20 protein-coding genes are annotated in these 24,020 nt (G+C 71.0%); 11 read left to right on the forward strand and 9 right to left on the reverse strand.

The window, feature by feature from the left end:
• Position 1: 1 nt before the first annotated feature.
• The 3 genes from ACWC09_RS07960 to ACWC09_RS07970 all read right to left on the reverse strand — a co-directional run bounded on the left by ACWC09_RS07960 (position 2) and on the right by ACWC09_RS07970 (position 3,259).
• Positions 2-904, reverse strand: a complete 903-nt coding sequence (locus tag ACWC09_RS07960) for a carbohydrate ABC transporter permease (RefSeq protein ID WP_450849653.1) — start codon at positions 902-904, stop codon at positions 2-4.
• The gene (locus ACWC09_RS07965) at positions 901-1,812 is read right to left on the reverse strand and encodes a carbohydrate ABC transporter permease (RefSeq protein ID WP_450849655.1); all 912 of its coding nucleotides are present in this window, start codon (positions 1,810-1,812) and stop codon (positions 901-903) included. The genes ACWC09_RS07960 and ACWC09_RS07965 overlap by 4 nt, the downstream gene beginning before the upstream one ends.
• A 118-nt stretch (positions 1,813-1,930) precedes the next feature.
• Positions 1,931-3,259 carry an ABC transporter substrate-binding protein gene (locus ACWC09_RS07970; protein WP_450849657.1) on the reverse strand — a complete coding sequence of 443 codons (1,329 nt, stop codon included), beginning with the start codon at positions 3,257-3,259 and terminating at the stop codon, positions 1,931-1,933.
• Between the two features lie 235 nt (positions 3,260-3,494).
• Here ACWC09_RS07970 and ACWC09_RS07975 point away from each other — a divergent pair, with 235 nt between their 5' ends.
• From ACWC09_RS07975 to ACWC09_RS08010, 8 genes are all read left to right on the forward strand, one after another.
• Positions 3,495-4,673 (forward strand): ROK family protein, encoded by a 1,179-nt coding sequence (locus ACWC09_RS07975; protein ID WP_450849659.1) that lies wholly within the window; start codon positions 3,495-3,497, stop codon positions 4,671-4,673.
• A gap of 59 nt (positions 4,674-4,732) precedes the next feature.
• A complete protein-coding gene (locus ACWC09_RS07980; RefSeq protein WP_450849661.1) occupies positions 4,733-5,839 on the forward strand; it encodes a Gfo/Idh/MocA family protein in 1,107 nt (368 codons plus the stop codon).
• A gap of 190 nt (positions 5,840-6,029) precedes the next feature.
• A complete protein-coding gene (locus ACWC09_RS07985; RefSeq protein WP_450849663.1) occupies positions 6,030-7,958 on the forward strand; it encodes a phosphatase PAP2 family protein in 1,929 nt (642 codons plus the stop codon).
• 41 nt (positions 7,959-7,999) lie between these two features.
• Complete coding sequence (locus ACWC09_RS07990; RefSeq protein WP_450849665.1) at positions 8,000-9,745, forward strand: ArnT family glycosyltransferase; 1,746 nt, start codon at positions 8,000-8,002, stop codon at positions 9,743-9,745.
• A gap of 123 nt (positions 9,746-9,868) precedes the next feature.
• Entirely contained in the window at positions 9,869-10,792 is a 924-nt protein-coding gene (locus tag ACWC09_RS07995; protein WP_450849667.1) for a MurR/RpiR family transcriptional regulator, read from the forward strand.
• Between the two features lie 298 nt (positions 10,793-11,090).
• Positions 11,091-11,459, forward strand: coding sequence for a hypothetical protein (locus ACWC09_RS08000; protein WP_450849816.1), 369 nt, complete (start codon positions 11,091-11,093; stop codon positions 11,457-11,459).
• 56 nt (positions 11,460-11,515) lie between these two features.
• Complete coding sequence (locus tag ACWC09_RS08005; protein ID WP_450849669.1) at positions 11,516-12,082, forward strand: antibiotic biosynthesis monooxygenase; 567 nt, start codon at positions 11,516-11,518, stop codon at positions 12,080-12,082.
• A 203-nt stretch (positions 12,083-12,285) separates the two neighbouring features.
• On the forward strand, positions 12,286-14,619 hold the full coding sequence (locus ACWC09_RS08010) for a SpoIIE family protein phosphatase (protein WP_450849817.1): 2,334 nt from the start codon (positions 12,286-12,288) through the stop codon (positions 14,617-14,619).
• A gap of 76 nt (positions 14,620-14,695) precedes the next feature.
• Here ACWC09_RS08010 and ACWC09_RS08015 read toward each other — a convergent pair whose 3' ends face one another.
• The gene (locus ACWC09_RS08015) at positions 14,696-15,361 is read right to left on the reverse strand and encodes a peptidoglycan-binding domain-containing protein (RefSeq protein ID WP_450849671.1); all 666 of its coding nucleotides are present in this window, start codon (positions 15,359-15,361) and stop codon (positions 14,696-14,698) included.
• 236 nt (positions 15,362-15,597) lie between these two features.
• Between ACWC09_RS08015 and ACWC09_RS08020 the strand changes: the two genes are divergently transcribed.
• Both ACWC09_RS08020 and ACWC09_RS08025 read left to right on the forward strand, forming a co-directional pair.
• Positions 15,598-16,263, forward strand: a complete 666-nt coding sequence (locus ACWC09_RS08020; RefSeq protein ID WP_450849818.1) for a TetR family transcriptional regulator — start codon at positions 15,598-15,600, stop codon at positions 16,261-16,263.
• A gap of 133 nt (positions 16,264-16,396) precedes the next feature.
• A complete protein-coding gene (locus ACWC09_RS08025) occupies positions 16,397-16,810 on the forward strand; it encodes a Zn-ribbon domain-containing OB-fold protein (protein WP_450849819.1) in 414 nt (137 codons plus the stop codon).
• A 7-nt stretch (positions 16,811-16,817) separates the two neighbouring features.
• Here the strand turns inward: ACWC09_RS08025 and ACWC09_RS08030 are convergent, their stop codons facing one another.
• The gene (locus tag ACWC09_RS08030; protein WP_450849673.1) at positions 16,818-17,192 is read right to left on the reverse strand and encodes a hotdog fold thioesterase; all 375 of its coding nucleotides are present in this window, start codon (positions 17,190-17,192) and stop codon (positions 16,818-16,820) included.
• Complete coding sequence (locus ACWC09_RS08035) at positions 17,189-18,535, reverse strand: Gfo/Idh/MocA family protein (protein ID WP_450849675.1); 1,347 nt, start codon at positions 18,533-18,535, stop codon at positions 17,189-17,191. The genes ACWC09_RS08030 and ACWC09_RS08035 overlap by 4 nt, the downstream gene beginning before the upstream one ends.
• 188 nt (positions 18,536-18,723) lie before the next feature.
• Here ACWC09_RS08035 and ACWC09_RS08040 point away from each other — a divergent pair, with 188 nt between their 5' ends.
• Positions 18,724-21,504 carry an alpha/beta hydrolase family protein gene (locus ACWC09_RS08040; protein WP_450849677.1) on the forward strand — a complete coding sequence of 927 codons (2,781 nt, stop codon included), beginning with the start codon at positions 18,724-18,726 and terminating at the stop codon, positions 21,502-21,504.
• Between the two features lie 72 nt (positions 21,505-21,576).
• Here ACWC09_RS08040 and ACWC09_RS08045 read toward each other — a convergent pair whose 3' ends face one another.
• From ACWC09_RS08045 to ACWC09_RS08055, 3 genes are read right to left on the reverse strand one after another with little or no spacing between them, the layout of a single operon-like run.
• The gene (locus ACWC09_RS08045) at positions 21,577-21,963 is read right to left on the reverse strand and encodes a PPOX class F420-dependent oxidoreductase (RefSeq protein ID WP_450849679.1); all 387 of its coding nucleotides are present in this window, start codon (positions 21,961-21,963) and stop codon (positions 21,577-21,579) included.
• A 9-nt stretch (positions 21,964-21,972) separates the two neighbouring features.
• The gene (locus ACWC09_RS08050; RefSeq protein ID WP_450849681.1) at positions 21,973-22,731 is read right to left on the reverse strand and encodes a type 1 glutamine amidotransferase domain-containing protein; all 759 of its coding nucleotides are present in this window, start codon (positions 22,729-22,731) and stop codon (positions 21,973-21,975) included.
• Between the two features lie 43 nt (positions 22,732-22,774).
• Entirely contained in the window at positions 22,775-23,953 is a 1,179-nt protein-coding gene (locus ACWC09_RS08055) for a MalY/PatB family protein (protein WP_450849683.1), read from the reverse strand.
• Between the last annotated feature and the right edge of the window lie 67 nt (positions 23,954-24,020).

The raw sequence follows: 24,020 nt of genomic DNA on the forward strand, positions 1-24,020 counted from the left end.
GTCAGTCCTTCAGACCGGCGTTGATGTCGGCGCCCATGACATAGCGCTGGAAGACCAGGAAGATCACGATCAGCGGGATCATGGAGATGACCGACGCGCCGAGCAGGACCGACCAGTTGATGTTCTGCGCGCCGACGATGCTCTGGATGCCGATCTGCACCGTGAACTTGTTGGGGTCGTTGAGCATCAGCAGCGGCCAGATGTAGTCGTTCCACCGCCACTGGAAGGACAGGATGGCGAGCGTCAGCATGATGGGCCGGGACAGCGGCACCATGATCCGCAGGAAGATCGACAGTTCGCGGGCGCCGTCGATGCGCGCCGCTTCCACGAGCTCGTCGGGAACCGTCAGGAAGAACTGGCGGAACATGAAGCATCCGGTCGCGGTGAGCACGGCCGGGAGGATGATGCCGGCGAACGAGTTGTAGAGGCCGAGGTTGCGGACCACCAGGAACTCGGGGGCGAGCATGACCTCGCCGGGCAGCATCGTGGTGGCCAGGATGCAGAGGAAGAACGCCTTGAGCCACTTGTTGTCGTACTTGGCCAGCGCGTAGCCGGTGCAGCAGCTGACGCCCACCGTGAGGATCGTGGTGATCACGCACACGAGGGCGGTGTTGATGAAGTACTGGGAGAAGTTGGCGCTGTCCCAGGCCGCCTTGAAACCCGTCAGCGTGGGATTGCGCGGAACCAGTGTCAGCGGATAGGAGAACAGGTCGCTGGCCGGCTTGAAGGAGCTGAGGATGAACCACAGCACCGGAAACCCGTAGAGGCAGGCCATGATCCACAGCAGTGTCGTCGCGGACACCGCCTGCCGCAGACCGCCGGTGGCCGGGCCGCGGGACTTCTTCTTGGAGACGGCCCGTCCGGGGCCCTTGTCGACCGGGCGTGGGATGTCTGTGGTTGTCATCGGTTCTCCACCCGCCGGTTGACGATCAGCTGGATGATCGCGACGGCCATCAGGATGAGCATGAGCACGAACGACGCGGCGCTCGCGTAGCCGATCTGGCCCCGCTTGAAGCCGGTGTCATAGATGTACTGGACCAGGAGGTTGTTCGACGTTCCGGGGCCGCCGTTGTTGAGGGCGACGAACACCGGGTACTCCTTCATCGCGTTGATCGTGTTCAGCAGGATGACGATGAACGAGGTGGGCGCGATGCTCGGCAGGGTGATGCTGAAGAACTGGCGCCAGGGGCCGGCGCCGTCGAGCGAGGCCGCCTCGTAGTACGACACCGGCACGTTCTTGATCGCCGCGATGAACAGCAGCATCGTGAAGCCCGTCCAGGACCAGGCTGCCGCCATCACCACCACGAGCAGCGAGAGGTCCGCGTTCGACTGCCACGGAACGGCGCTTCCGCCGAACTTCTCGATGACGTAGTTGACCAGTCCGAAGTTCTCACCGAACATCCAGCGCCACAGGACACCCACGACGATGGGCGACAGAAGCCATGGGATGAAGAAGATGACGCGGGCGACCGACGAGCCCTTGGCGTGCTTGCTGACCACCAGGTTGGCGGCGAGCAGCGAGACCGCGAAGTTCAGCGGTACGAAGAGCACGGTGTACAGCAGCGTCCGGCTCAGGGCGTCGTAGAACGTGGAGTCCCCGAACAGGTTGTGGTAGTTCTCCAGTCCGATGAACTGGAACGCCCCCACACCCGTGTAGTTCGTGAACGAGTAGATGAGCCCGATCACCGCCGGCCACACGAAGAACAGCCCGAAGAGCACGACATTGGCCGCGATGAGGACGAGCGGCGCAAGGGTGTACTTACTGCGTCTCCTGGGCGGGCTCACGGCCACGGCCGAGGCGCGTTTTGTCATCTTCCTGACTCCGTGCTGATGGAATGGATTCCTGTGGGCTCACGCCCTGAGCCCGACATCACGTGGGCGCGCGTGAGGCCGGGCGGCGGAGTCCCTTCCCGCCGCCCGGCCCACTGGCCTACGAGCCCCCGCCGACCTGCTGGTTGTAGCCGGCCACGATGTTCTCCAAGGCCTTGTCGGACGACTGCTGGCCGTTGACCGCCTTGCCGAGCTCCGTCTTGGTCGGGTCCTCGGTCAGGCTCTTGCCCTTCAGCACCCACGCCGTCTGCGCGCCGTTGAAGTAGCCCGAGATCGGGGCGTAGAGCGGGATCTCCTGGTTGTACAGCTTGAACGCCGCCTGCGCCGCCGGGGAGGTGAAGGGGTACTTCGGGTTCAGACCGCTCTCGACCGGAAGGAACCCGGAGGACTCCACGAGCTCGGTGTACTGCTTCGGCTCGTACACCCAGGACATGAACTTCTTCGCGGCGGTGGCCGCGGCGGCGTTGTTGTTGAAGCCGACCATCATGCCGCCGCTGTTGACGTCACTGGCCTGCACGGGCTGGGCGGGAGTCGGGACGCTCGCCCAGTCGAACTTCTTGATGCTGTCCGCGAAGGAGGCAACCTGCCAGACTCCGGACCAGTAGGCGACCACGTCACCGCTCTGGAACATGGCGGACGGGTCGGCGCCGCTGGTCCACACCGACTTCGGCATGACCTTGTCGTCGTTCCATCCGACGAAGGTCTTCACGGCCTTCTTCGTCGCGTCGTCCACCGAGAACTTGCCGGAGGAGTCGGCGTGGACGTACTGGCCGCCCATCTCGTACACCATGGCGCGCAGCCGGGAGGGCGACTGGTCGAACGCCAGGGAGTACTTGGCGCCGGTCTTCTCGCGGACCTTGTTGGCCGCCGCGATGAAGTCGGTCCACGTCCAGGTCTTGTCCGGCGAGGTCGGGAAGGAGACGTTCGCCTTCTTGAACAGCGACTCGTTGATGAACAGGCCGGACGCGGTGACGTCCGAGGGGATGGACAGCACCTTCCCGGACGAGTCCTTGGCGAGGAAGTTGGCGTTGATGTTGTTGCTCTTGTTGTTGGCGATGGAGCTGAGGTCGAGCAGCTTGTTCGACCAGATCGGGTCCAGCGCGGGCACGTCCGCCACGTCGGGCAGGGAGTTCGCCTGCGCGGCGTTGTGCAGCTTCGTCGGGTAGCCGTCGTAGGGGATGTTGACGAGCTTGACCTTGACGCCGGTTTCCTTCTTGTACTGCGCGACCAGCTTCTTCCAGCCCGCATCCTGCCCCGGGACCGTGGAAATCCAGAAAGTCAGCGACTTGGCGTTCCCGCCCGAGCCGGACCCCGACCCACAGGCGGAGAGCAGCAGGGCTCCTGCCGTGGCCACGGCAGCGAGGGGAACCAGGCGGCGTATACCGCCGCGGCCGAGTCGGCGGGAGCGCCGCACACCCACACGGGTCATCTTTGATCCCTTTTCGTCGGAGCGGACGGAGCACGGCGCCGGCCGCTGGTAGTAGCAGGTCCCCGTTTCCTATCACTGCGATTGAATACCCACAAGGGTTAACGCACCTCGTTGCAGATCTGGGATTCTCCGGCAACCTTGGCAACCGGCTGGAGACTGGTAATCTCCGAGACAGTCAGGGAAGACGCATGCGGACGAGACTTATCCTCAGTCCGATGGATTATGGGGGAGGGTTGTGAACCGACCGGCGCCACGTACGGCGACAACTCGGCATGTCACCGAGATCAACCGGACCGCGATACTAGACGTTCTCCGGGAGCACGGACCACTGTCCCGACGTGACATCCAGCAGCGCACCGGGCTCGGCTCGGCCACCATCGAGCGGCTGTGCTCGGCCCTCCTGGAGGAGGGCGCGGTCGAACCCGCGGGCCAGGTGCGCCAGTCGGTCGGCAGGCCCACGACGCTGCTGCGATTCGCGTCGTCGGCCCGCGCCATCATGGCCGTCGACGTCACCGAATACACGGCCAGAGGACGCCTGGTCGACCTGGGCGGAACCACCCTCTACGAGGAGAGCCACACCTTCGCTCTCGAGGGCCAGGACGCGGGTGCCGCGCGCATCGACGGACTGCTGCAGCTCGTCGACCGGCTGACCTCGGCCCGGACGGGCGTGACCGCGCCGATCGTCGCCGTCGGCATCACCGTTCCCGGCATCGTGCACGACGGGGTGGTGTCCAAGGCCGTCGAGCTCGACTGGCAGGAGGTGCCGCTGGCCGACATCGTCTCGGCCCGGAGCGGGCTGCCGATCCTGGTGGAGAACGACGCCAACGCGACGGCCTACGGCGAGTGGACCAGCGGCGCCCTCGCGGGCGCGCACAGCGCCGTCGCGCTCGTCCTCGGCGCCAGGCTCGGCGCGGGCATCATCAACGAGGCGCGGCTGCACCGGGGCCACCGGTCGGCCGCGGGCGAGATCGGTTTCCTGCTGACCTCCAGCGCGTCCTTCTCCCGCTACTTCACGGAACAGGGCGATGTCGATTCGACCCTGGCGGCGCAGGTGCAGCCGTTCGCCGCGCGGGAGGGTCTGCACGGCAAGCGCGTCGGTCCCGCGTTCCGCGCGATGATGGCCAGCTGCCGGGCGGGCGACAGCGACGCCGAGCGGGCCCGCGACGAGTTCTTCGACTCCATCGCCCTCGCCCTCGTCGCCACCTCGGTCGTGCTCTCCCCCCAGGTCATCGCGCTCGCCGGCGCGTTCGCCCAGTACAGCGAGGAGTCGGCCGAGCAGCTGACCAGACGCCTTGTCGGCCGGATCCCCTGGGTGCCGCGCATCGCGGTGAGCGAGCTGGGCTTCGACGCGGCGATCACCGGGGTGAGCGCGCTGACGATCGAGCACGCCCGTTCCGCGACCTACCTCGCATGATTCCCCGGGCCGGGAACCGCCCCACCTGCCCCCCACCAGCTGAACCAGATGGAGCACGAGTGAAGGACGAAGAGATACGGATTGCGGTCGTGGGCACCGGCGACGTCGCCATGGACCATGCGGCCGCGCTCACCGCCCAGGGCCCGGTCCCCGCGAGGATCGTGGCCGCGGCGGACACCGACCGCACTCGGCTGGACGCCTTCCTGGCCAAGCACGGGGCACCGCCCGGCTACGACGACCTCGACGTGCTGCTGGAGCGGTCCCGCCCCGACCTGGTGTACCTGTGCACGCCTCCCGGTCTCCACCGCGACCAGGCACTGGCATGCCTGCGCTCCGGGGCCAGCGTGCTGGTGGAGAAGCCGCCGGCGCTGTCGCTCAGGGAGTTCGACGAGATCGCGGGCGCGGCGAGCGGGCCGCCGTGGTTCGCCACCGTGTTCCAGCACCGGTTCGGCCGGGGCCAGGCCGTGCTCAAGTCGCTGGCCTCCGCGGGCGTGCTGGGCCGCCCGCTGCTGGCGGTCTGCCACACCACGTGGTTCCGCGACCAGTCGTACTTCGACGTGCCCTGGCGCGGCCGGTGGGACACCGAGGGCGGCGGCCCCACCATGGGCCTGGGCATCCACCAGATGGACATGATGCTGGATCTGCTCGGCGACTGGACCGAGGTGCAGGCCATCACCAGGACACAGGCGCGCCGCACCGAGACCGAGGACGTCTCGATGGCGCATGTGTCGTTCGCGAACGGCGCCGTGGCCTCCGTGGTGAACAGCTCCCTCTCCCCACGGCAGGAGTCGTACCTGCGCTACGACTTCGAGTACGCCACCGTCGAGGTCACCCATCTGTACGGCTACCGGGACGAGGACTGGCGGGTGACCCCGGCCCCCGGGCACGACCATGTGCTCACCGAGTGGGAGGCGGCCATGGCCGGCGCGCGGGACACCGCGGCGGCGGTGGACTCCCGCAGCGGACACCGGGAGCAGTTCACGAAGGTGCTCTCCAGCCTGCGCGACGGCACCCCGCCGCCCGTGCAGCTGGCCGAGTCCCGGCGCACCCTCTCCCTGGTGGCCGCCCTCTACGCCTCCGGCGCCGCGGGACATCCGGTCAAGCCCTCGGACGTCTCTCCCGGCACCCCGTTCTACGACAGCATGGGCGGCCAGCGCCCCGGCTGACAGCGCGTTCACCCGCACGACAGTTCCTTGTCGCACGACCCACACCACCGGGACACAACCCGGCCGTAGATCTTCGCACTACGCATCGGTCGACTCGGACGGCTCCACGAGCCGTCCACGGGTCCCCCTCAGCGCACGTCACGTCACCCCCTACGGCCGCAGGGCCGACGAACTGAAGAGAGGCATTCGCATGCCGTCACCCGCCGGGCACCGCTCCCCCTCGACGGACGGCCGTCTCGCCGTCGGCAGACGGGGTTTCCTCAAGACCTCCCTGGGCGCCACGGCCGGTGTGCTGGCCGCGCCCACCTTCGCCTCCTGGCTGGGCGCCGCCGATGCCAAGGCCGCCACCGACGCCGCCGCGTTCGTCGACGACTACAAGACCAACCTCCTGACGAACCTCACGCCCGAGACCAACGCGGTGGTCCGCGTCCTCGGCGGCTTCGCGCAGATCTGGAAGACGGGCGGTGCCTGGAACACCGGCGCCCCACTGCTGCCCGACCTGCTGCGCGCCAACGTGCGCTACAGCGTCCGGATCACCGGTGCGCGTACGGACGCCCAGGCGAAGGAGGCGTTCCTCTACGACCGCCAGCACCAGAGCTACGCGATGATCGCGGGCCTGGGACCGCTGGCCGACCGGTACAGGTCCGGCGCCCAGGCGGTCACCTCCATCACCAGCGCGCCCGACTCGACGCCCGCGACCACGATCAACGACGCCGTGCCCGCCGGCGCCCCGGCCGGCTCCACGCTCGGCGCGGGCTCGCACACCTCGGCGCTCGGCAAGGTGGCCGAGCTCGTCGACACGCTGCGCGGCAACTGGGCGTCGGGCAACCCGTCGAAGTACGCCTACCAGTACCCGCGTCCCTGGCGCATGAACGAGGACAGCGAGGTCGTCGACACCGGGAAGACCGACGCGTTCGGCTACCCCGTCTACGACTCGAAGGTGATCGTCGCGCCCCAGCTGCTGCGCCAGCGCAGCACCTCACCGACGGACGACGGCGGCTTCCCCAGCGGCCACACCAACGCCTTCCACCTGGCCGGCCTGGCCTACGCGTACGCCGTGCCGGAGCGCTTCCAGGAGCTGGTGACGCGCGCCTTCGAGCTGAGCCACACCCGGATCATGGCGGGCATGCACTCCACTGTCGACGTGATCGGCGGCCGCATCATGGCCACCGCCCTCGCCGCCGCCACCCTGGCCGACCCGGCCAACGCCGACCTCAAGGCCGCCGCCCGCGCGCAGGCCCTGGCGTACTTCACCCAGCAGACGGGCACCACGGCCGACACTCTGTTCGCCTACGCCCACTCCGACGCGGGCGACGCCTACGCCGACCGGGACGCCAACGCCTGCGCGGTCGAGCCCCGGCTGACCTACGTCCTCACCCGCAAGGGCCGCAGCGAGCCGCTGACCGTGCCGAAGGGCGCGGAGGTGCTGCTGGAGACCCGGCTGCCCTACCTGGACGCGGCCCAGCGCCGCGAGGTGCTGCGGACCACCGCCCTGCCCTCCGGGTATGTGCTGCTGGACGGCTTCGAGCAGTGGGGCCGGCTCAACCTGTTCGCCGCGGCGGACGGTTACGGCGCCTTCGACTCCGACGTGACCGTGACGCTGGACGCGTCCGCGGGCGGCTTCGGCGCGGCCGACAGCTGGCGCAACGACATCGACGGCGACGGCGGGCTGACCAAGCGGGGCACCGGCACGCTCACCCTCACCGGCCACAACACGTACACGGGCGGCACCGTGGTGAAGGACGGCACGCTGGTCGCCGCCTCCTCGCATGCGCTGGGCCACGGTGACGTGCGGGTGTCCGGCGGCACGCTGCGCGTGCCGCAGCCCGTGCAGGCGCACGGCGTGTACTCCCAGGAGTCCGGCACGCTGGAGCTGACGCTGCGCTCGGGCCATGAACCCGCCCTTGAGGTCACCCGGCGGGCGCTGCTGGGCTCGGGCAGCGTACTGTCCCTCCAGCTGGACGTCGACAAGCCGCCGGCGGCGGGCAGCACCGTGCGCGTGCTGTCGGCTCCGCAGCTCCGCGGCCGTTTCGACAGCGTGGAGCTGAACTCCGACGGGCTGCGGGCCGTACCCGTCTACACGACGGAAGGTCTGTCGGTACGACTCCTGAAGCGGTGACGCCCGGAGGGCGGGAGCTGATGCGAAAGTAGGTTCATGGGATGGGCCCGGATCGCTCCCGCCCCCTCGCGGTCGGTGTCACCGCGGGGCGGATGATGGCGCACGAACAGCACTCGGTCCTGGAGCCGGGCACACACGACGACGAGGAACACCCGCCACCACGGGCGACGGCCACCGGGCGGTCACGGCGCCCCCACAGGCGCTGGCTGGTCCCCCTGCTGGTGTTCGTGCTGCTCGCCCAGATGGCCGCGGCCATGGTCACCACGGCCGTGCAGCAGACACCGACGATCGACGAGCCGATCTACGTCGCCACGGCCGCCGACTATCTGCACGAGCATCGCGTCCGCTTCAACCCCGAGCACCCGCCCCTCGGCAAGCTGGTGATCGCGGTCGGGGTGGCGATCGCCGACCCGCACGTCGACACGGCGTACAAGGGCGACCAGAGCCGCTTCGGGGCGCATCTGCTGTACACGTCCGGCAACGACCCGTGGCGGCTGATGTTCTGGGCCCGGCTGCCGATGATCGTGCTGACCCTGCTCTTCGGGTTCGTGGTGTTCGCCTTCACCCGTGAACTCGCGGGCACCAAGGCCGGGTTGGCGGCCCTGGCCCTGTACGCCTTCTCCCCCGACGTCATCACGCACGGCTCGCTGGCCACCCTGGACGTGCCGGCCGCAGGCTTCGTGCTGACGTCGGCCTGGCTGCTGTGGCGGGCGCGCCGACGGCCCCGGCTGTATGTGCCGCTGGGCGGACTGGCGCTCGGGGCGGGGCTGGCCACCAAGATGAGTGTGCTGCCGGCGGTTCCGGTGCTCGTGGCGCTGGGCGCCTGGTCGGTGTGGCGGGCCGGCGCCGAGGACCGGCAAAGGGCGCTGCTGCGGTCCGCGGCGGGGGCGGCCGTGGTGGCGGTGGGCGCCGTGGCCGTCGTATGGCTGTCGTATCTGGTGGTCGATCCGCGGCTGCGGTGGACGCCCGATCAGCCCGTACCCGCCGTGCACGGACTGAAGGGGCTGCTGGTGCGGCTGCTGCCGTTGCCTGCCTCGTACCGGGACGGGATGCGCATCCAGTTCGGCCTGGAGAACTACCCGTGGCAGGGCTTCCTGTTCGGGCATCTGTACACCGGGTCCCGCTGGTACTACCTGCCGGCCGCGCTGCTGGTGAAGACGCCGCTGGGCATGCTCGCGCTGTGGATCGCCGGGGCCGTGGTGATGGTGGCGGTACGGCGGCTGCGGCCGGCGGCCCCCTATGTGCTGCTGCCCGCCGCCGTGCTGCTGGGCGCCGCCATGACCGGGTCGCGGGACTTCGGGACGCGGTACGCGATCTTCGTGCCCATGTTCCTGGCCGTGGCCGCGGGCTGTGTCCTCGTGGTGCGGTGGCGGTGGGCTCCCTTCGTGACGGGAGCGCTGGTGCTGTTCGTCGCGGTCAGCTCGGTGCGGACGTACCCCTACTATCTGCCGTACTCCAACGAGGCGTTCGGCGGTCCGGCCAAGACCCATCTGCGGCTGCACGACTCCAACGTGGACTGGGGCCAGGACCTGGGGCGGCTCGCCGACCGGCTGCGCGAGCGGTACCGGGGTGAGCGGATCTGGCTGGTGTACAAGGGCAGCGGGGTGCCCTCGTACTACGGCATCGACGCGTCCGACCCGCGCAAGGTGCCTCCGCGTCAGGTGCACGGGCTGCTGGTCGTGTCGGACTCGGCGGTGGCCAAGGCGCGCGGCAGGCTGGCCGAATTGATCGACAGCAGTCGTGAGATCGACGAGGTCGGTCATTCGATCACCCTCTACCGCCGCTGACACAAGCCTCCGGTGAGCGATCCGGGCATCCGTCCGCCGGACCGCTCTTACCTCGTACAAGCCCTGGTCACGAGGGCTCGTGAGCTATGTTGAAGCACTGTGGGAGACAAAGGAGGCGCACCGGTGCCATCGCCGCAGCAGGCACGCGCACAGGCATCCGCGATCACCTCGGGCAGGACCGCACCGGAAGCCGAGGCCGCCCCGGCGTCCCAGCTCAGAACACTCTTCGACCGGCCCCGGCTCTCCCCCGGCCAGCGGCGCATCGCCCAGTACCTGATCGAGCACATCACCGAGGCGGCGTTCCTCTCGATCACCGATCTCGCCGAACGGGTCGGCGTCAGCCAGCCGTCGGTGACCCGCTTCGCGGCCGCGGTCGGCTTCAGCGGCTACCCCGCGCTGCGCGAGAAGCTCCAGTCGATCGCCCTCGGCACTCTCGCCGGCGGCCCCGGCGCGACCGAGGAGAACGGCAGCAACGAACTGCAGGCGGCCGTCGACGCCGAGATCGAGAACCTGGAGAACCTGCGCCGCGACTTCGCCGACCCCGACCAGCTCATCGACATCGGGCGCAAGCTGGCGTCGTCCACTCCGCTGACGGTCCTCGGGCTGCGCATCTCGGTCTCCCTCGCCGAGTACTTCGCCTACGCCGCACGCCGCATCCACCCCGATGTGCGTCTGGTGATCCGGGGCGGCAGCGTCGCCTACGACGCGCTGCTGCAGTCGCGCGAGGCGGGCGGCACCTGGGTGCTGGCGTTCTCGATGCCCCGGCACGCCCAGGAGACGCTGACCGCCGTACAGGTCGCGCGCAGCGCGGGTCTCAAGGTCGCCCTGGTGACGGACCTGGCGCTCGGTCCGGTGGCCGACGAGGCCGACGTCGTCTTCGCGACCGGCACCGGCTCCCGGCTCGTCTTCGACTCCTACGCCGCGCCCGGTGTGATCGCCGCCGCGCTGCTGCAGGCCATGACCGACGCCGATCCGGAGCGCACCCAGGCCCGGCTCGAGGAGTACGAGCAGATCTCCGACCAGCACCAGTTCTTCCTGCGCGACTGACGCGCGGCGCTCGCCGCAACACTCCCCGCTCCCGTTTCGCTCATTACAAAGGGACCTTTCACAACATTTCGCGCATGAATGTTTTCATACGCCTTGCAAAGCAGACGGCATATATAAATACTTCTCACGCGTCACCCGGACACCCGAAGGCCGCCGTCTCCTACCCGCGTCGGCGCCGAAGGCGTCCGGGCGGACCTCGCCCCTGCGAGGCCCGTGGCGGCCCCGGTCATCCCCTAGGCCGGGGCCGCCCGCACCCGTCGGATCACCCTGACGACGCCGCACACCGGAAGCGATGCCCATGCAACTGACGACCACGCGCCTCAGCCCGGACTGGCCGTGCCAGGTCAAGCAGCCCGGCTCCTACGACTGGGAGCGCTCGGCGACCAAGTGGCTGCGCGAGCTGGTGCCGGCGCGCTACGCCAGCTACCCGGCGTTCATCCGCCACCCCGTGCTGCTCGCCCGCCATGCGCAGATCCAGGTCCAGCACGAGATCCGGGTCGCCCGCACCGCTCTGCAGACCGCCCGCGCCGACCTGCCCCGCATCGGTCTGCCCGAGTCGGTGATCGAGCACACGATCAAGCTGTACGCGGCGGAGGTGCTGCAGCTCCAGCACATCGCGCGCAGCGTCCGCGCGGTCACCCAGGCGCTGGTGGACTCGGGGCGCTGACCCCGGTCACGGCGCGGGGCGCATGATCCGCGCCAGGCGTGGCACACGTGGTGACCATGAGCACCACCCAGCTGCGCAGGGGCGAACCGGTCACCACCGTGCTCACCTGGCGGGTACGACCCGGCCGGGAGCGGGAGTTCGAGGAGTGGACCCACGGGATCACCCGCTGTGCCCGCCGGTTCCCCGGCAATGAGGGCGTCTCCTGGCTGCACCCCGAGGACGGTCACCGGTATCACGCGGTACTGCGCTGGTCCGATCCGCACCGGCTCACCCGGTGGCTGGAGTCCGAGGAGCGGGCTCGGTGGCACGCCCGCATCGAGGACGTCGCCTCCGAGGTGGGCAGCGAGCGGCAGTCGACCACGGGCATGGAGACCTGGTTCGGGCTTCCCGGCACGACCGTGAAGCCCCCGCCGCGCTGGAAGATGGTGCTGACCACGTTCCTCGGCGTCTATCCGATCACGCTCCTCATCCAGTCGCTGGTGACACCTCGCACCGCCGGCTGGCCCCTGCCGCTGCGGGCGGCGGTCTTCCCGGTGATGCTGGTGCCGGTGCTGACCTATCTCGTCATGCCGCTGCTGAGCCGGCTGTTCCGGTTGTGGCTGTACCGGCCACACGAGGACTGATCGCCGTGTGCGTGCCGGTGTGTCCACTCCAGCCGCCCGGCCGTTCCCTTTCGGGTGAAGCCCGCGCGGGCAAGACCACGATCGAACCGGGGCTTGTGTGCAATGCTCGTCGCGTGACGAGTGAGCCCGCCACGCCGCCGGAGTCCCGTGCCGCACCGGACACGGTCGCGCTGGCCAAGGTCGTCGCCAGGCAGCGTGCCGAGATGGACCGGTTGCGGAACCTGGCGGCGATGTCGGCCGTCCTGGAGCGTGCCAGGGGCGCGGTGATGGCGCTGACGGGCTGTTCCCCGGACGCGGCCGAGGAGGACCTGCGGCGGCGCGCCGAGACCGGCGGTCGCACGCTCCTGGAGGAGTGCTGGATCACGCTCGGCAGTCTGGCGCCGGCGCCCGGTGTCCCCGAGCCGGATCCGGTGGCCTCCCCCGAGTCCGCCGTCCCGTCCTCGCGCGACGCCGGCGCCGACGCCGACGACGAGGGTTCCGCCGCACTCGCCACCCTGGGCCGGGCACTCGTCCACGTCGCCACCCCGCAGGAGCTCGCCCAGTGCCTGCGGGAGCAGCTGGCACCGGAGGTGGAGGCCGACGCGATCATGATCTACGCGCGCCTGCCCGCCGGAGGACTGGAGCTGGTCGGGCACGCGGGCATCGACGACACGCTGGCCACCGCGTGGCACCACATCCCGCCGCTGAGCGGGGTCGCGGCACTCGACGCCCTGCGCGCGGGCGAGCCACGCTGGCTGGAGGACCCGGAGACGGACCGCAAGCGGTACCTGCTGATAGGAGACCCGCCCGACCACTGGCAGTCCCGCGCCTGGCTGCCCGTGCCCGTCCCCGAGTCCACGGCCGTGCACAAGGGCGTCTTCGGCGCCTCGACCGATGTGTGCGTCGGCGTACTGCGCACGCTCCGCGGACCGTTCACCCCCGGCGCGCGCCGACATCTGCAGGAGGTCGTCCGGCTCTGTGCCGGTCGGCTGCGCGCGTTCGACACCCGCCCCGAGGGGGTCGCCGACGCCGCCGCGGAGGCCGTGCAGGCGGTGTTCGACGCGCTGCCGGGTGCCGCCATGCTGCTCACGCCGCTGCCCTCCGTACCGTCCGGGATCGAGGACTACCGCGTCGACGCCGCGACCGCCGGGGCCGGCGACGTCGTCGGCCGCGCCGGGCGCGAGCTGGTGGGGCGGGGCTTCCGGGACTGCTGCCCGGCTCTGGCGGCCGAGCCGACACTGCGCGAGGGCCTGCGGCGGACGCTCACGACCGGGGAGCCGTACGAGAGCGAGCCGTTCGCGCACCAGGAGGTCGTGGACGGCGTCGCCGAGCTGTCCACCTACTCGGTGCGGGCGGCGCGGCTGGTCGACGGACTGGTCCTCACCTGGGTGCGGCACGGCTCCTCGGACCGGCAGGAGCAGCGCCTCGCGGACCTGCAGCGGCTGGGCAACCTGGGCTGGGCCAGCTGGAACCTGCTCACGCACGAGGTGACCTGGTCCTCCCACGTCTACGCCCTCTTGGGCCGGGACCCCGAGCGCGGCCCGGTCGGCCTCACCGAGCTGCCCGACCTGGCGCTGCCCGAGGACGTGGCCACGCTGTCCCACGCCATCGCGCAACTGCTGCACGACGGGCGGATGTTCGACGTGCCGTTCCGTATCCGGACAGCGGGCGGGCTGCGGCATCTGCGGGCCGTCGCCGAGACCGTCCCGGACTCCCACGGCACACCCGTCGAGGTGCACGCGGTCATCCAGGACCTCACCGCCCAGCGCAGCGCGGAGCTCGCCCTGGTCGAGAGCGAGCGGGCCATCCTGACCCAGCACGACGTGCTGCTCGCCGAACGGACCCTGGCCGGCCGCCTGCAGCACGCACTGCTGCCGCTGCCGACCCGGCCCGTGCGACTGGCCGGGCTGCGGGTCGAGGTCGCCTATCTCCCCGCCCAGTCGGGCATCCACGTGGGCGGCGACTGGTTCAGCGCCATCGAACTGCCCGAGGGACAGGCCCTGTTCGTGGTCGGCGACGTCGCCGGGCACGGCATCGACGCGGTCGCCACCATGGCCCAGCTGCGCTTCACCGCCAAGGGCATGGTCATCACGGGCTCCTCGCTGACCGGCGCGCTCGCCCGGCTCAACACGCTGCTGCTGCATTCCAGCGACTCCCACGGCACCGCGACCATGGTCCTCGCCCGCTACTACCCCACCGAACGCCGGCTGGCCTGGGCGCAGGCCGGCCATCCGCCGCCGCTGCTGCTGCGGGACGGACAGGTCCGCTACCTGGACCGCCCCCGCGGCATGCTGCTCGGGGCGAGCAGCGCACCGAAGTTCGAGGAGGCCGAGTGCCACCTCCAGCCGGGCGACCGCGTCATCCTCTACACCGACGGCCTGGTCGAACGGCCCGGGGAGGCCCTCGACCGGGGGCTGAAGCGCCTCGCCGAGGCCGTCCTGGCCCACCCCACCGACGAGCCCCGCTCACTGGGCCCGCTGCTGGTGGGGATGCTGGAGAGTGAGCGGCGGGACGATGTCTGCGTGCTGGACCTCAGGGTGCCGGTGGAGCCGGAGTAGGGGCGGGTCCGCCGACGTCGGGCCGCGATTCGTTCGCCTGGGCGACGCCGTGGGAACCGGACGGCGCCGGCCGGTGTCAGCCCGTGTCGGAAGCCGTCCGCGATTCCAGTGCCTGTCGGGTGTCGTTGCCGTAGACACCGGTCTCGTCGCCCCGGATGCCGTACCAGAGCTGGAAGCGGGCGACCGCGGCCTTGAGGGTGGCGTTGTAGGTGCCGTCGGTGGCGCCGCCCGCGTAGACGTCCGGGATGCGCAGCAGGCGTTTCTGCAGGTCGGTGACTGCGGGACCACTGTCGCCCTCGCGGAGGGTGCCTGCGCCGTCGGGATCGTCGGCGGCCGGTGCGGAGGCGGTCGACGTGGGCTCGGCGGAGGCCGTGGGAGGGGGCGCCTCGGCGGCGGCCTCATCGTTCCGGCCGGCCAGCAGGAGGGCACCGCCGAAGCCGACGAGGGCGGCCGCGGCGACGGCGATCGTGACGGCGGCGCGGCGCAGTCCGGGTCCGAAGCCGAACCGGCCGACGTCACGCGGCGGGGCGCCGTTGTCGGTGCGCACGGGCGGGAGTTCCTGGGTCTCGCCCTCGTCCCAGGAGTGGGGGTCGGGCACGGCGACGGCCTTGAGACCGGCGCTGCCCTGCTCCATCTCCTTGAACAGCTCGGCCAGGGCGTCGGTGCGGCGCGGGCGCAGGACGACGATGGGTTCCAGCGGCGGTCGGTCCTGCGATGACCCGGATGCCGGCGGCGTGGGCACAGTGCTCTCCTTCCGTCCCATGGCGGGTCTCTCCGCCGTTCCCCGAGAAGTGATACGCGGCCGCGCGCCCCGGAGTTCAGCCCATTCCCGGTCTCCTGCCAACGGGTCGTCGTCACCGCTCCCCAAGTGGCGTACAGCACTGAGTTCCCTATCAGCGGCGCACTGAGTGCCATGCGTATGCCCCGGGTGCTACGTTCCCGTCCATGAAGACGGAGCCGGCGGCCGTGAAGCCGACCATGCGCGAAGCCCTGGTGGCGGCGGCGTTCCAGCTGTTCCTGGAGCGCGGTTACGAGCAGACGACCGTCGACGACATCGTGGCGCTGGCCGGCGTGGGACGGCGGTCGTTCTTCCGGTACTTCCCGTCCAAGGAGGACGTGGTCTTCCCCGACCACGAGCGCTGTCTGGCCGACATGACGGCGTTCCTCGGGGAGAGCAGCGACGACGAACCGGTGCAGCGGGTGTGCGACGCGGTGCGGATCGTGCTGCGGATGTACACCGAGAACCCCACCTTCTCGGTGCAGCGCTATCGCCTGACCAAGAAGGTGCCCGGGCTGCGCGCCTACGAGCTCTCGGTGGTGTGGCGCTACGAGCGCGCCTTCGCCGACTATCTGCGCGGCCGCCTCGCGGGCCGTGAGGACGGGACACTGCGGGCCGATGTGATCGCGGCGGCCGTGGCGGCGGCCCACAACAACGCACTGCGCTCGTGGCTGCGCTCCGACGGACAGGGCGACGCGAGCGACGCGCTGGACCACGCCCTGGGGTACGTGCAGCAGGCCTTCGCCAGACCCCCCGCGCCGCACGACGACGAGGAGCCCGAGGACGTGGTGGTGATCGTCTCCCGGCGGGGCGCACCGTTGTGGCGGGTGGTCCAGGAGATCGAGGGCGCTCTCGACGGGGACTGACCCGACGCCGGACACATGTGAGGGTACGCAGTACCTTTACGGATGACACTCAGTGCCATACATTGAGTTCGTGCACGGTGGCACGGCGAACCGCGCACGTGGGATTCCGGCCGAGCGCAGGGAGTTGACCAGCGTGTACCACCACTCAGGAAGCGTCGTTCGTCAGGCAGGCGGCTCCGCGGCGGGCGTGCTCGAGCCCACGGCCAGGGACTCGGACGCCATCCTCTTCCAGCGCTGCACATGGTGCGGCACCGCCATGTACCACCGACTGCTGTGTCCGGTCTGCCAGGGCAGCGACCTGAGGACGGAGCGCAGCGAGGGCACGGGCACGGTCCGCCACTCGACGACGGTGCACCGCAACACCCCGGCCGCGCGCAATGTGTCGATGGTCGAGATGGCCGAGGGGTTCGTGGTCCGCGGCCGGGTGATGGGTCCGCCGATCGGCATCCACAGCGGCGACCGGGTGCGGCTGTCCATGGTCAAGGATCCGGTCCGCGGCGAGCCCGTGTTCCAACTGGTCGACGAGCCCTTCCGCGCCTGGACCTGACCGACGGTCACTCCGGCCCGGATCGCCGGGTCCCGACCGGTCCCGGCGTACGGCTACGGCTACGGCTACGGCTACGGCTACGGCTACGGCTACGGCTACGGCTACGGCTACGGCTACGGCTACGGCCGCGGAACTCGGCGATCACCTCGCCGGACACGGCCGTGAGGACGTCCCCTTCGTGCGCGGGGTGCAACGAGTCGATGTCGGCGGCGGCCGCGACGGTGACAGGACCACGGCTGTTGCGGGCACAGGCGAACGCCGTGTCGGCGAGCACGAACACGTAGCCGCCGTGGGCGAGGCCGTGCCCGTTGACCATGTCCGTGGTCACCGTCATCCGCACCGCCGCGCGGCCCTCGCCGGCCTCCATCAGTCGCTCCGTCATCGCTCCCACAGTCCAGGGATCAGGTCCCCGACGGCCACGGGCCGCCCCGTCTCGAAGCACCGGTTGGCCGCGAGCCCCACGGCCAGGGCGAGAGCGCCGTCGCGTTCGGTGGCCGTGGGATGCCCGGCGCCTTCCGGGTCCACCGACCCACGACCGTCCACCGGCCCGAAGAGCGCGTCGAGCATCCGCGGGTCTCCCCCGCCGTGCGCCTCGTGCGCCGCGTCGAGCGGGATGTCGACGGGCGGGCGCCACAGCGGGCGCAGGGTGAGCCGGGCGCCTCCCGCGTGCTCGGCGGCCGTGTCCCCGTGCAGGGCGCCGCTGTTCGACGTGACCCTGGTGACGGGCGCCTGCCAGCGGCTCTCCTCGACCTCCAGCTCAAGGCGTCCCGCACTGCCGTTGAACATCACCCGATAACCCTCCCACGGGGAGTAGGCGGTGAGGTGGTACGTCATCGTCGCGCCGCGTGAGAAGCGGACCAGGACGGCCATGTCGTCCTCGATGGTGACCGGCCCGCCGAAGACGTTGCGGTCGCGGAGGTATCCGTCGTCCTGCTCGGCGTCGAGGTAGAGGGCGCGCAGGGTGTCGTTGGCGGCGAGATCCAGGGCGAAGGGGTCGTCGGCGGCCGCACCGGCGCCGTGGGCGCGGTCGTAGTCCCGCCGCAGTCCATGGCGTTCGCCCGCGTCACGGCCGTAGAAGCCGAGCCGTCCGTAGCCGAAGGCCTCCTGCGGCTCGTCGGCGAGCCACCAGTTGACGAGGTCGAAGTGGTGGCTCGACTTGTGCACCATCAGTCCGCCGCTGTTGGCCTTCTCGCGGTGCCAGCGGCGGAAGTAGTCGGCGCCGTGGCGGGTGTCGAGGAGCCATTCGAAGTGGACGGAGAGGATCTCGCCGATCGCGCCGTCGGCGAGCAGGGCGCGCACCTTCTCGTGCACCGGGTTGAAGCGGTAGTTGAAGGCGACGGTGAGCGAGGTGCCGGTGGCCCGCACCGTGTCGAGGATGCGGGCGCACCGGTCCGCGTCGACGGTCATCGGTTTCTCGGTGACGACCCGGCAGCCCGCCTGCAGCGCGGGGACGATGTACTGGTCGTGGGCCGCGTCGACGGTGGTGACGACGACCTCGTCGATGTCCTCCTTGACGAGGAGGTCGGCGAAGCGGTCGGGTTCCCATGGGGTGGCGGCCGGTTCGCCGTCGGCCGTGAGCAGTCTGTTGTGGAAGGCCATCCGGGTCGGGTTCGGGTCGCACAATGCGGCGACGCGATGGCCGGGGCGTGCGGCGAGGCCCCGGGTGAAGGTCTGGGCGCGGTGGCCGGTGCCGACGATCGCGGCGCGCAACGGGGTTCGGCTCATTGAGGGGTCCTGTCCCGAAGGGCGGGTGCCCATGCGCGTCGTGGCGCCCTGACCTGAGCGCACCACTGGATGTCGATCACCTCACTGGCCACAGGCAACCCACAGCGTCATCATCCCGTCCTCTCAGTCGTGAGGGGCCCCTGCCTGACCAACAGGGCGCCCGCAATCGGTACTTGAGGAGGGGAACCTTGTTCCGTGCCCGGCGAATATGGGTGACCGCTGCGGCGGTACTGGCGGTGGCGGGGGGATCGCCGGGGCTGGCACAGGCGGCGCAGCCGCCAGGTGCCGATCCGCACGCGGCGGTGGCGGACGGCGACGGCTCTCTCCCGCCGGGCTGGCGGATCGCCGGCGAAGGTGCGGCGCGTCAGCTGGTCTGGCGCTCGACCGCTCCCGTGCCCATGGGGGACGCGCGCGTCGACTTCTACGCCGGCGACCGGCTGCTCGGCCATCCGACCCCCGGCAAGGACGGGCGCACGTTCCGTCTGGGCCTCGAACAGGGCCAGGCCGCAAAGGGGTTGAAATTCCTCGAAGTCCGCGCCGGTGGCAGGAAGTTGGACCGAGCGGGCCGTACGCAGGCCCCGCTCACCCGGCGTGACACGGCGGCGGTGCGACCGCCCGCCCAGCTTCCCGCGAACTCCGTCGATCCCGGCAGACCGGGCCAGTACAGCACCACCACCGGCGAGTACGACCTGAACCCGGTGAAGCTGCCCGACTTCCCGCAGCCCGTCGAGATGAAGGCCGTGGTGGTCGCGCCGAAGGGCGCCACCGGCACTCGGCCGCTCGCCCTGTTCCTGCACGGCCGCCACACCACCTGCTACAAGGGCGACGACGCCAGCGGCGACTGGCCCTGCCCGACCGGCACCAAGCCGATCCCGAGCTACCGCGGCTATCTGCGCGACCAGCAACTCCTCGCCTCCCAGGGCTATGTGACCGTCTCCATCTCCGCCAACGGCATCAACGGCCAGGACTGGGCGGCCGAGGACGGCGGCGCCCAGGCCCGCTCCTCCCTGATCCGGCAGCACCTGGCCCGCTGGGCCGACTGGGCCGCCCACCCGGCCTCGGCCCCCGCGGTCGTCCGCGACGCGCCCAAGGCGGACCTCTCCCGCGTCCTGCTCGTCGGCCACTCGCGCGGCGGCGAGGGCGTGAACCGTGCCGCCATGGACAGCCTCTACCCGCCGCCCGCCGCGCAGGACGGCTACCACGGCCCCGTTCGCTGGCACATCCGCGGCACCGTCCTGATCGGACCGACGATCTTCGGCCAGAACCCGGTCGCCGACGTCCCGTCGGCGACGATCCTGCCGGGCTGCGACGGCGACGTCTCCGACCTCCAGGGCGAGGTGTACGTCGACGGCACCCGCGCGGTCAGCCGCGGCAACGCCCTGCACAGTGCCGTCTACGTGGTCGGCGCCGACCACAACTTCTTCAACACCGAGTGGACGCCCGGCAAGTCCGAGGCGCCCTCGGAGGACGACTTCTACAACGACCCGGACCAGCGCGACCCGGTGTGTTCGCCGGGCACCGCGACCCGGCTGACCGCCGACCAGCAGCACAACGCGGGCAGTGTGTACATCGCGGCGGCGGCCCGGCTGTTCGTCGCCGGGGACGACCGGGTGCGGCCGCTGCTCGACGGCTCGGGCAGGCGGGCGCCGTCGGCCGACCCCGCGCGCGTGCTCACCCACGCCGTCGGCGCGAACCGCTCCGGCGGTTTCCTGCCGGACGGCAAGCTGTCGGTGACCGGCGGACGGCTGTGCTCGGCGGTGGACCCGGACACGCACGTGGCCTGCCTCGGACAGGACGCCAAGGGAGTCTCGCCGCACTTCGCGCAGTGGGAGACCGAGCGCGAGGTCGGCCGTCGTGCGATCGCACTGAGCTGGACGGCGGCCGGCACGGCGGTGCAGGTGCGCCCCGGCACGACGGTCGGGCTCTCCGGCTCCAAGGGCCTCGCCCTCCGGCTGTTCGTGCCGCCGAACTCCACCGGCACCCGCCTCGACGTGTCCCTCACCGACGCACACGGCAAGCGGGCGAAGCTCGGCCGCGTCCAGGTGGACGGTCTGCCGGGCACCGACCGGACGGCCTCCTACTGGGCGCGCGAGGTCCGTGTCCCGCTGACCGCCGCGACCCGCGCCGGTCTCGACCTGGGGCACGTCAAGTCCCTTGAGCTGACGCCGCGTTCGACCAAGGGGAAGGCCTGGCTGATGGACGCCTGGGGCTGGCGTCCCGGCACCCCGGTGGTGCGGGAGGCCGCGCTGCCGCGCGTCGACATCGGCCGGACGACCGTCAAGGAGGGCGACTCGGGCGTCCGCACGTACCGGGTTCCGGTCCGGGTGTCCGGGCGGGGCAGTGGCCAGGTGCGGGTGTACGTCTCCGACCCGGTCACCGGGAAGACGAAGGAGCGCCTGGTGACGGTGCATCCGGGCGGGCACGACATCGATGTGTCGGTCCAGGTGAAGGGCGACAAGCGCTTCGCCTACGACGTCGACAACAACGTGCTGGTCAAGGCCGTACGGGGCGCCGTCATCGGCTCGTACCGGGGCGGGGTCACCGTGCAGAACGACGACCCGATGCCGACGGTCACCGTGACGCCGGTCGCGGACCGGGTGACCGAGGGACAGTCCCTGAAGTGGAAGGTGTCCCTGTCGGCGGCGGCCGATGTGGACCTCTGGTCGTACTTCGTGGTCACGCCCGTCACCAGCGGCCCGGAGCTGTCCACGAAGGACGTGGACCCGCAGTGGCTCGCGGACAACTCCGGCGAGGAGCCCGACCCGGAGCGGCCGCTGTCCTCGGTGACGTACCTGGCCCTCGGGGCGGGCGTGCCGGCCGGGCAGCTGAGCGCCGAGGTGGAGCTGCCGACCGTGCAGGACCAGGTGGCGGAGCCCGCCGAGTCGGTGCGCTTCCAGCTGGGGCAGGAGGACGGCTCCCCGCAGCCGGGAGGGGCCGTGCTGAGCGGGACGGTGCTCGACGCCTCGTAGCACGGGACACGCCGGTCATGACGGCCGCGCGGTCCTCCCATCGCAAGGGAGGGCCGCGCGGCCGTACACGTCTCAGGGTTCGAGCGTCACGCGGATGCCGACGGTCCCCTTCAGGCCCCGGCGCAGTCGGCTCCCGAGGAGCGTGAGATGACCGGCGATGCCGTACTTGCGGCCGATCAGCGTCCGGTAGCGGGCGACGGTCGCCTCGTCGGTGATCTCGGCGGTGGCCGGGAGCTGGGCGCCGGTCGGGTTGCCGCGCAGGTCACAGGGGCCGACGAGGACATCGCCACGGGCCCGGATCCGTTTCACCTTCCAGGAGTCGGCGACGGTCCACACGCCGAGCGTGTCCCCGTCGCGCACCACCCACACCGGGGTCGCGACCGCGGTGCCGTTCTTCCGGTAGCTGGTGACCAGCAGATACTTGCCCGTGCCGAGTCTCTCCAGCGCCGTTTCGTCCATGACAGAAGTCTAGGCATCCCTCGGCGCCCGGAGGAGGTCGAGGTAGCGGCGGGCGAAGAGATACGCGTCCCCGGGCCAGCGCGCCGACAGATAGCCGCCGTCCTGGACGACGAAGGCGGGCGTGTCGTCGACCGCCGTGCCGCGCCGGGTGAGGACGCGGGGACCGCGCTCGAACTGGGCGGACGGTTCGGCGAGGGCGGCGCGCACCTCGTCCTCGACGTAGGCCGGATAGGTGCGGTAGTAGCGGCCGAGGCGCCAGGCGGTGGTCACGTAGGCGGTGCGCTCCATGTACTTGGGCAGACAGGTCGTCCGGCGGTCCGTCAGGACACTGTGGCCGGTGGCCTCGTCCCTGGCGCGGGCCAGGACCAGCACGCCGTGGCAGATCGCGCCGACGGGCCGGCCGAGCGCCCAGAAGCGGGCGACCTGCCGTTGCAGGGTCACCGAACCCAGGTACTGACGCATGCCGGGCGCGTGTCCGCCCGGCAGCAGCAGTCCGTCGTACGTCGTCACGTCCACGTCGGCCCAGGCGGCCGGCGCGCCGAACTCCGGGGCCGCGGTGAGCTGTTCGTAGAACCGCCTGGGTTCGTCCTCCGCGCCGAGCTGTCCGAAGAGCACGCCGGTCAGCAGGCGTGGGTCGGCCGCGGGCCGGGTGCCGGCGTGTTCGGTGGCGAAGACGACCTCGTGTCCGGCGTCGGTGAGCAGCCGCCAGGGGACGGCGACCTCGGTGACGTCGAAGTCGTGGTCGGGGAGCGGCATCAGGACGCGCATGAACTCATCATGGCGGACCGTCACCTGTCCATGACCGTGACCTTCACCGCAGCGCCGCCACCATCCGCCGTACGCCCTCCTCGATCACCTCGGGTGACGTCGCCAGATTCAGGCGTACGTGCCCCGCCCCACCGGTCCCGAACGGGATGCCGGAGTTCAGCGCCACCCTTCCCCGCTCCAGGAAGACGGACGCCGGGTCGTCACCGAGGCCCAGCCCGCGGCAGTCGAGCCAGGCCAGATAGGTGGCCTCGCTCGGGCGGTAGGTGATCGCGGGGAGGTGTGCGGCGAGCAGGTCGGCCAGCAGGCGTCGATTGTCGTCGAGGCCGGTGAGCAGGGCGTCCAGCCAGGCGGTGCCGTCGCGGAGGGCGGCGGTGTGGGCGATGACGCCGACGTGGCTCGGCCCGTGGCTGACCTCTTCGGGCAGCCGGGCGAGGTCGGCGGCGGCCTCGGGGCCCGCTACAGCCAGGGCGGCCTTGAGGCCGGCCAGGTTCCAGGCCTTCGACGCGGACATCAGCGACAGGCCGCTCTCCGCGCCGGGGACGCTCGGATAGGGCACGAAGTCGACGCCCGTGGCCGTCAGCGGCGCGTGGATCTCGTCGGCGACCACGCGCACGCCGTGGCGGTCGGCCAGGGCGGCCACCGCGGTCAGTTCCTCGGCGGTGTGCACGGTGCCGGTCGGGTTGTGCGGGCTGCACAGCAGGTAGGCGGCGCGGCGGCCGCCGGCCACGGCCCGTCGGAAGGCTGCCTCCAGGGTGCCGAAGTCGATGCGGTGGTCCGCGCCGAGCGGTGCCTCGACGATCTGCCGGTCCATGTGCTCGACGAACTGGAAGAACGGCGGATACACGGGCGAGTTGACGACCACGGGATCCTCGTGGCCGGTGACCAGCTTGAGTATCTCGACGATGCCGAGCATGACGTCGGGCACGATCGCCGTGCGCTCGACCGCGAGCCCGTGCCATCCCCACCTCTTCTCCGCGAAGCCCGCGAGCGCCTCTGCGTAGGCGCTGCCCGCCGGGTAGCCGGTGTCGCCGAGCGCGAGGGCCTCGGTGACCGCACGCACGACGGGCTCGGCGAGGGGTACGTCCATCTCGGCCACCCACAGCGGCAGCACGTCGGCGGGGTAGGTGCGCCATTTCATGCTCGTACGGCATCGGAGCCGGTCGAGGGAGAGTGTGCGCAGGGGATTCGGCTCACCGGACGTGTCGTGCGGGATCCTGTTCATGGGGCACAAGATAGGGGGCGGTGCTGTGACCTGGAACGACCCACCGGGCCGAGATCCTGGACGGTCC

The organism is Streptomyces sp. NPDC001617, from assembly GCF_053596855.1.

Bases quoted from the DNA above. Each gene is read 5' to 3' on its own strand.
- ACWC09_RS07960 (WP_450849653.1), bottom strand. From the start codon at position 904: ATGACAACCACAGACATCCCACGCCCGGTCGACAAGGGCCCCGGACGG.
- ACWC09_RS07965 (WP_450849655.1), bottom strand. From the start codon at position 1,812: ATGACAAAACGCGCCTCGGCCGTGGCCGTGAGCCCGCCCAGGAGACGC.
- ACWC09_RS07970 (WP_450849657.1), bottom strand. From the start codon at position 3,259: ATGACCCGTGTGGGTGTGCGGCGCTCCCGCCGACTCGGCCGCGGCGGT.
- ACWC09_RS07985 (WP_450849663.1), top strand. From the start codon at position 6,030: ATGCCGTCACCCGCCGGGCACCGCTCCCCCTCGACGGACGGCCGTCTC.
- ACWC09_RS07990 (WP_450849665.1), top strand. From the start codon at position 8,000: ATGGGCCCGGATCGCTCCCGCCCCCTCGCGGTCGGTGTCACCGCGGGG.
- ACWC09_RS08000 (WP_450849816.1), top strand. From the start codon at position 11,091: ATGCAACTGACGACCACGCGCCTCAGCCCGGACTGGCCGTGCCAGGTC.
- ACWC09_RS08005 (WP_450849669.1), top strand. From the start codon at position 11,516: ATGAGCACCACCCAGCTGCGCAGGGGCGAACCGGTCACCACCGTGCTC.
- ACWC09_RS08010 (WP_450849817.1), top strand. From the start codon at position 12,286: ATGGACCGGTTGCGGAACCTGGCGGCGATGTCGGCCGTCCTGGAGCGT.
- ACWC09_RS08020 (WP_450849818.1), top strand. From the start codon at position 15,598: ATGCGCGAAGCCCTGGTGGCGGCGGCGTTCCAGCTGTTCCTGGAGCGC.
- ACWC09_RS08030 (WP_450849673.1), bottom strand. From the start codon at position 17,192: ATGACGGAGCGACTGATGGAGGCCGGCGAGGGCCGCGCGGCGGTGCGG.
- ACWC09_RS08035 (WP_450849675.1), bottom strand. From the start codon at position 18,535: ATGAGCCGAACCCCGTTGCGCGCCGCGATCGTCGGCACCGGCCACCGC.
- ACWC09_RS08045 (WP_450849679.1), bottom strand. From the start codon at position 21,963: ATGGACGAAACGGCGCTGGAGAGACTCGGCACGGGCAAGTATCTGCTG.
- ACWC09_RS08050 (WP_450849681.1), bottom strand. From the start codon at position 22,731: ATGCGCGTCCTGATGCCGCTCCCCGACCACGACTTCGACGTCACCGAG.
- ACWC09_RS08055 (WP_450849683.1), bottom strand. From the start codon at position 23,953: ATGAACAGGATCCCGCACGACACGTCCGGTGAGCCGAATCCCCTGCGC.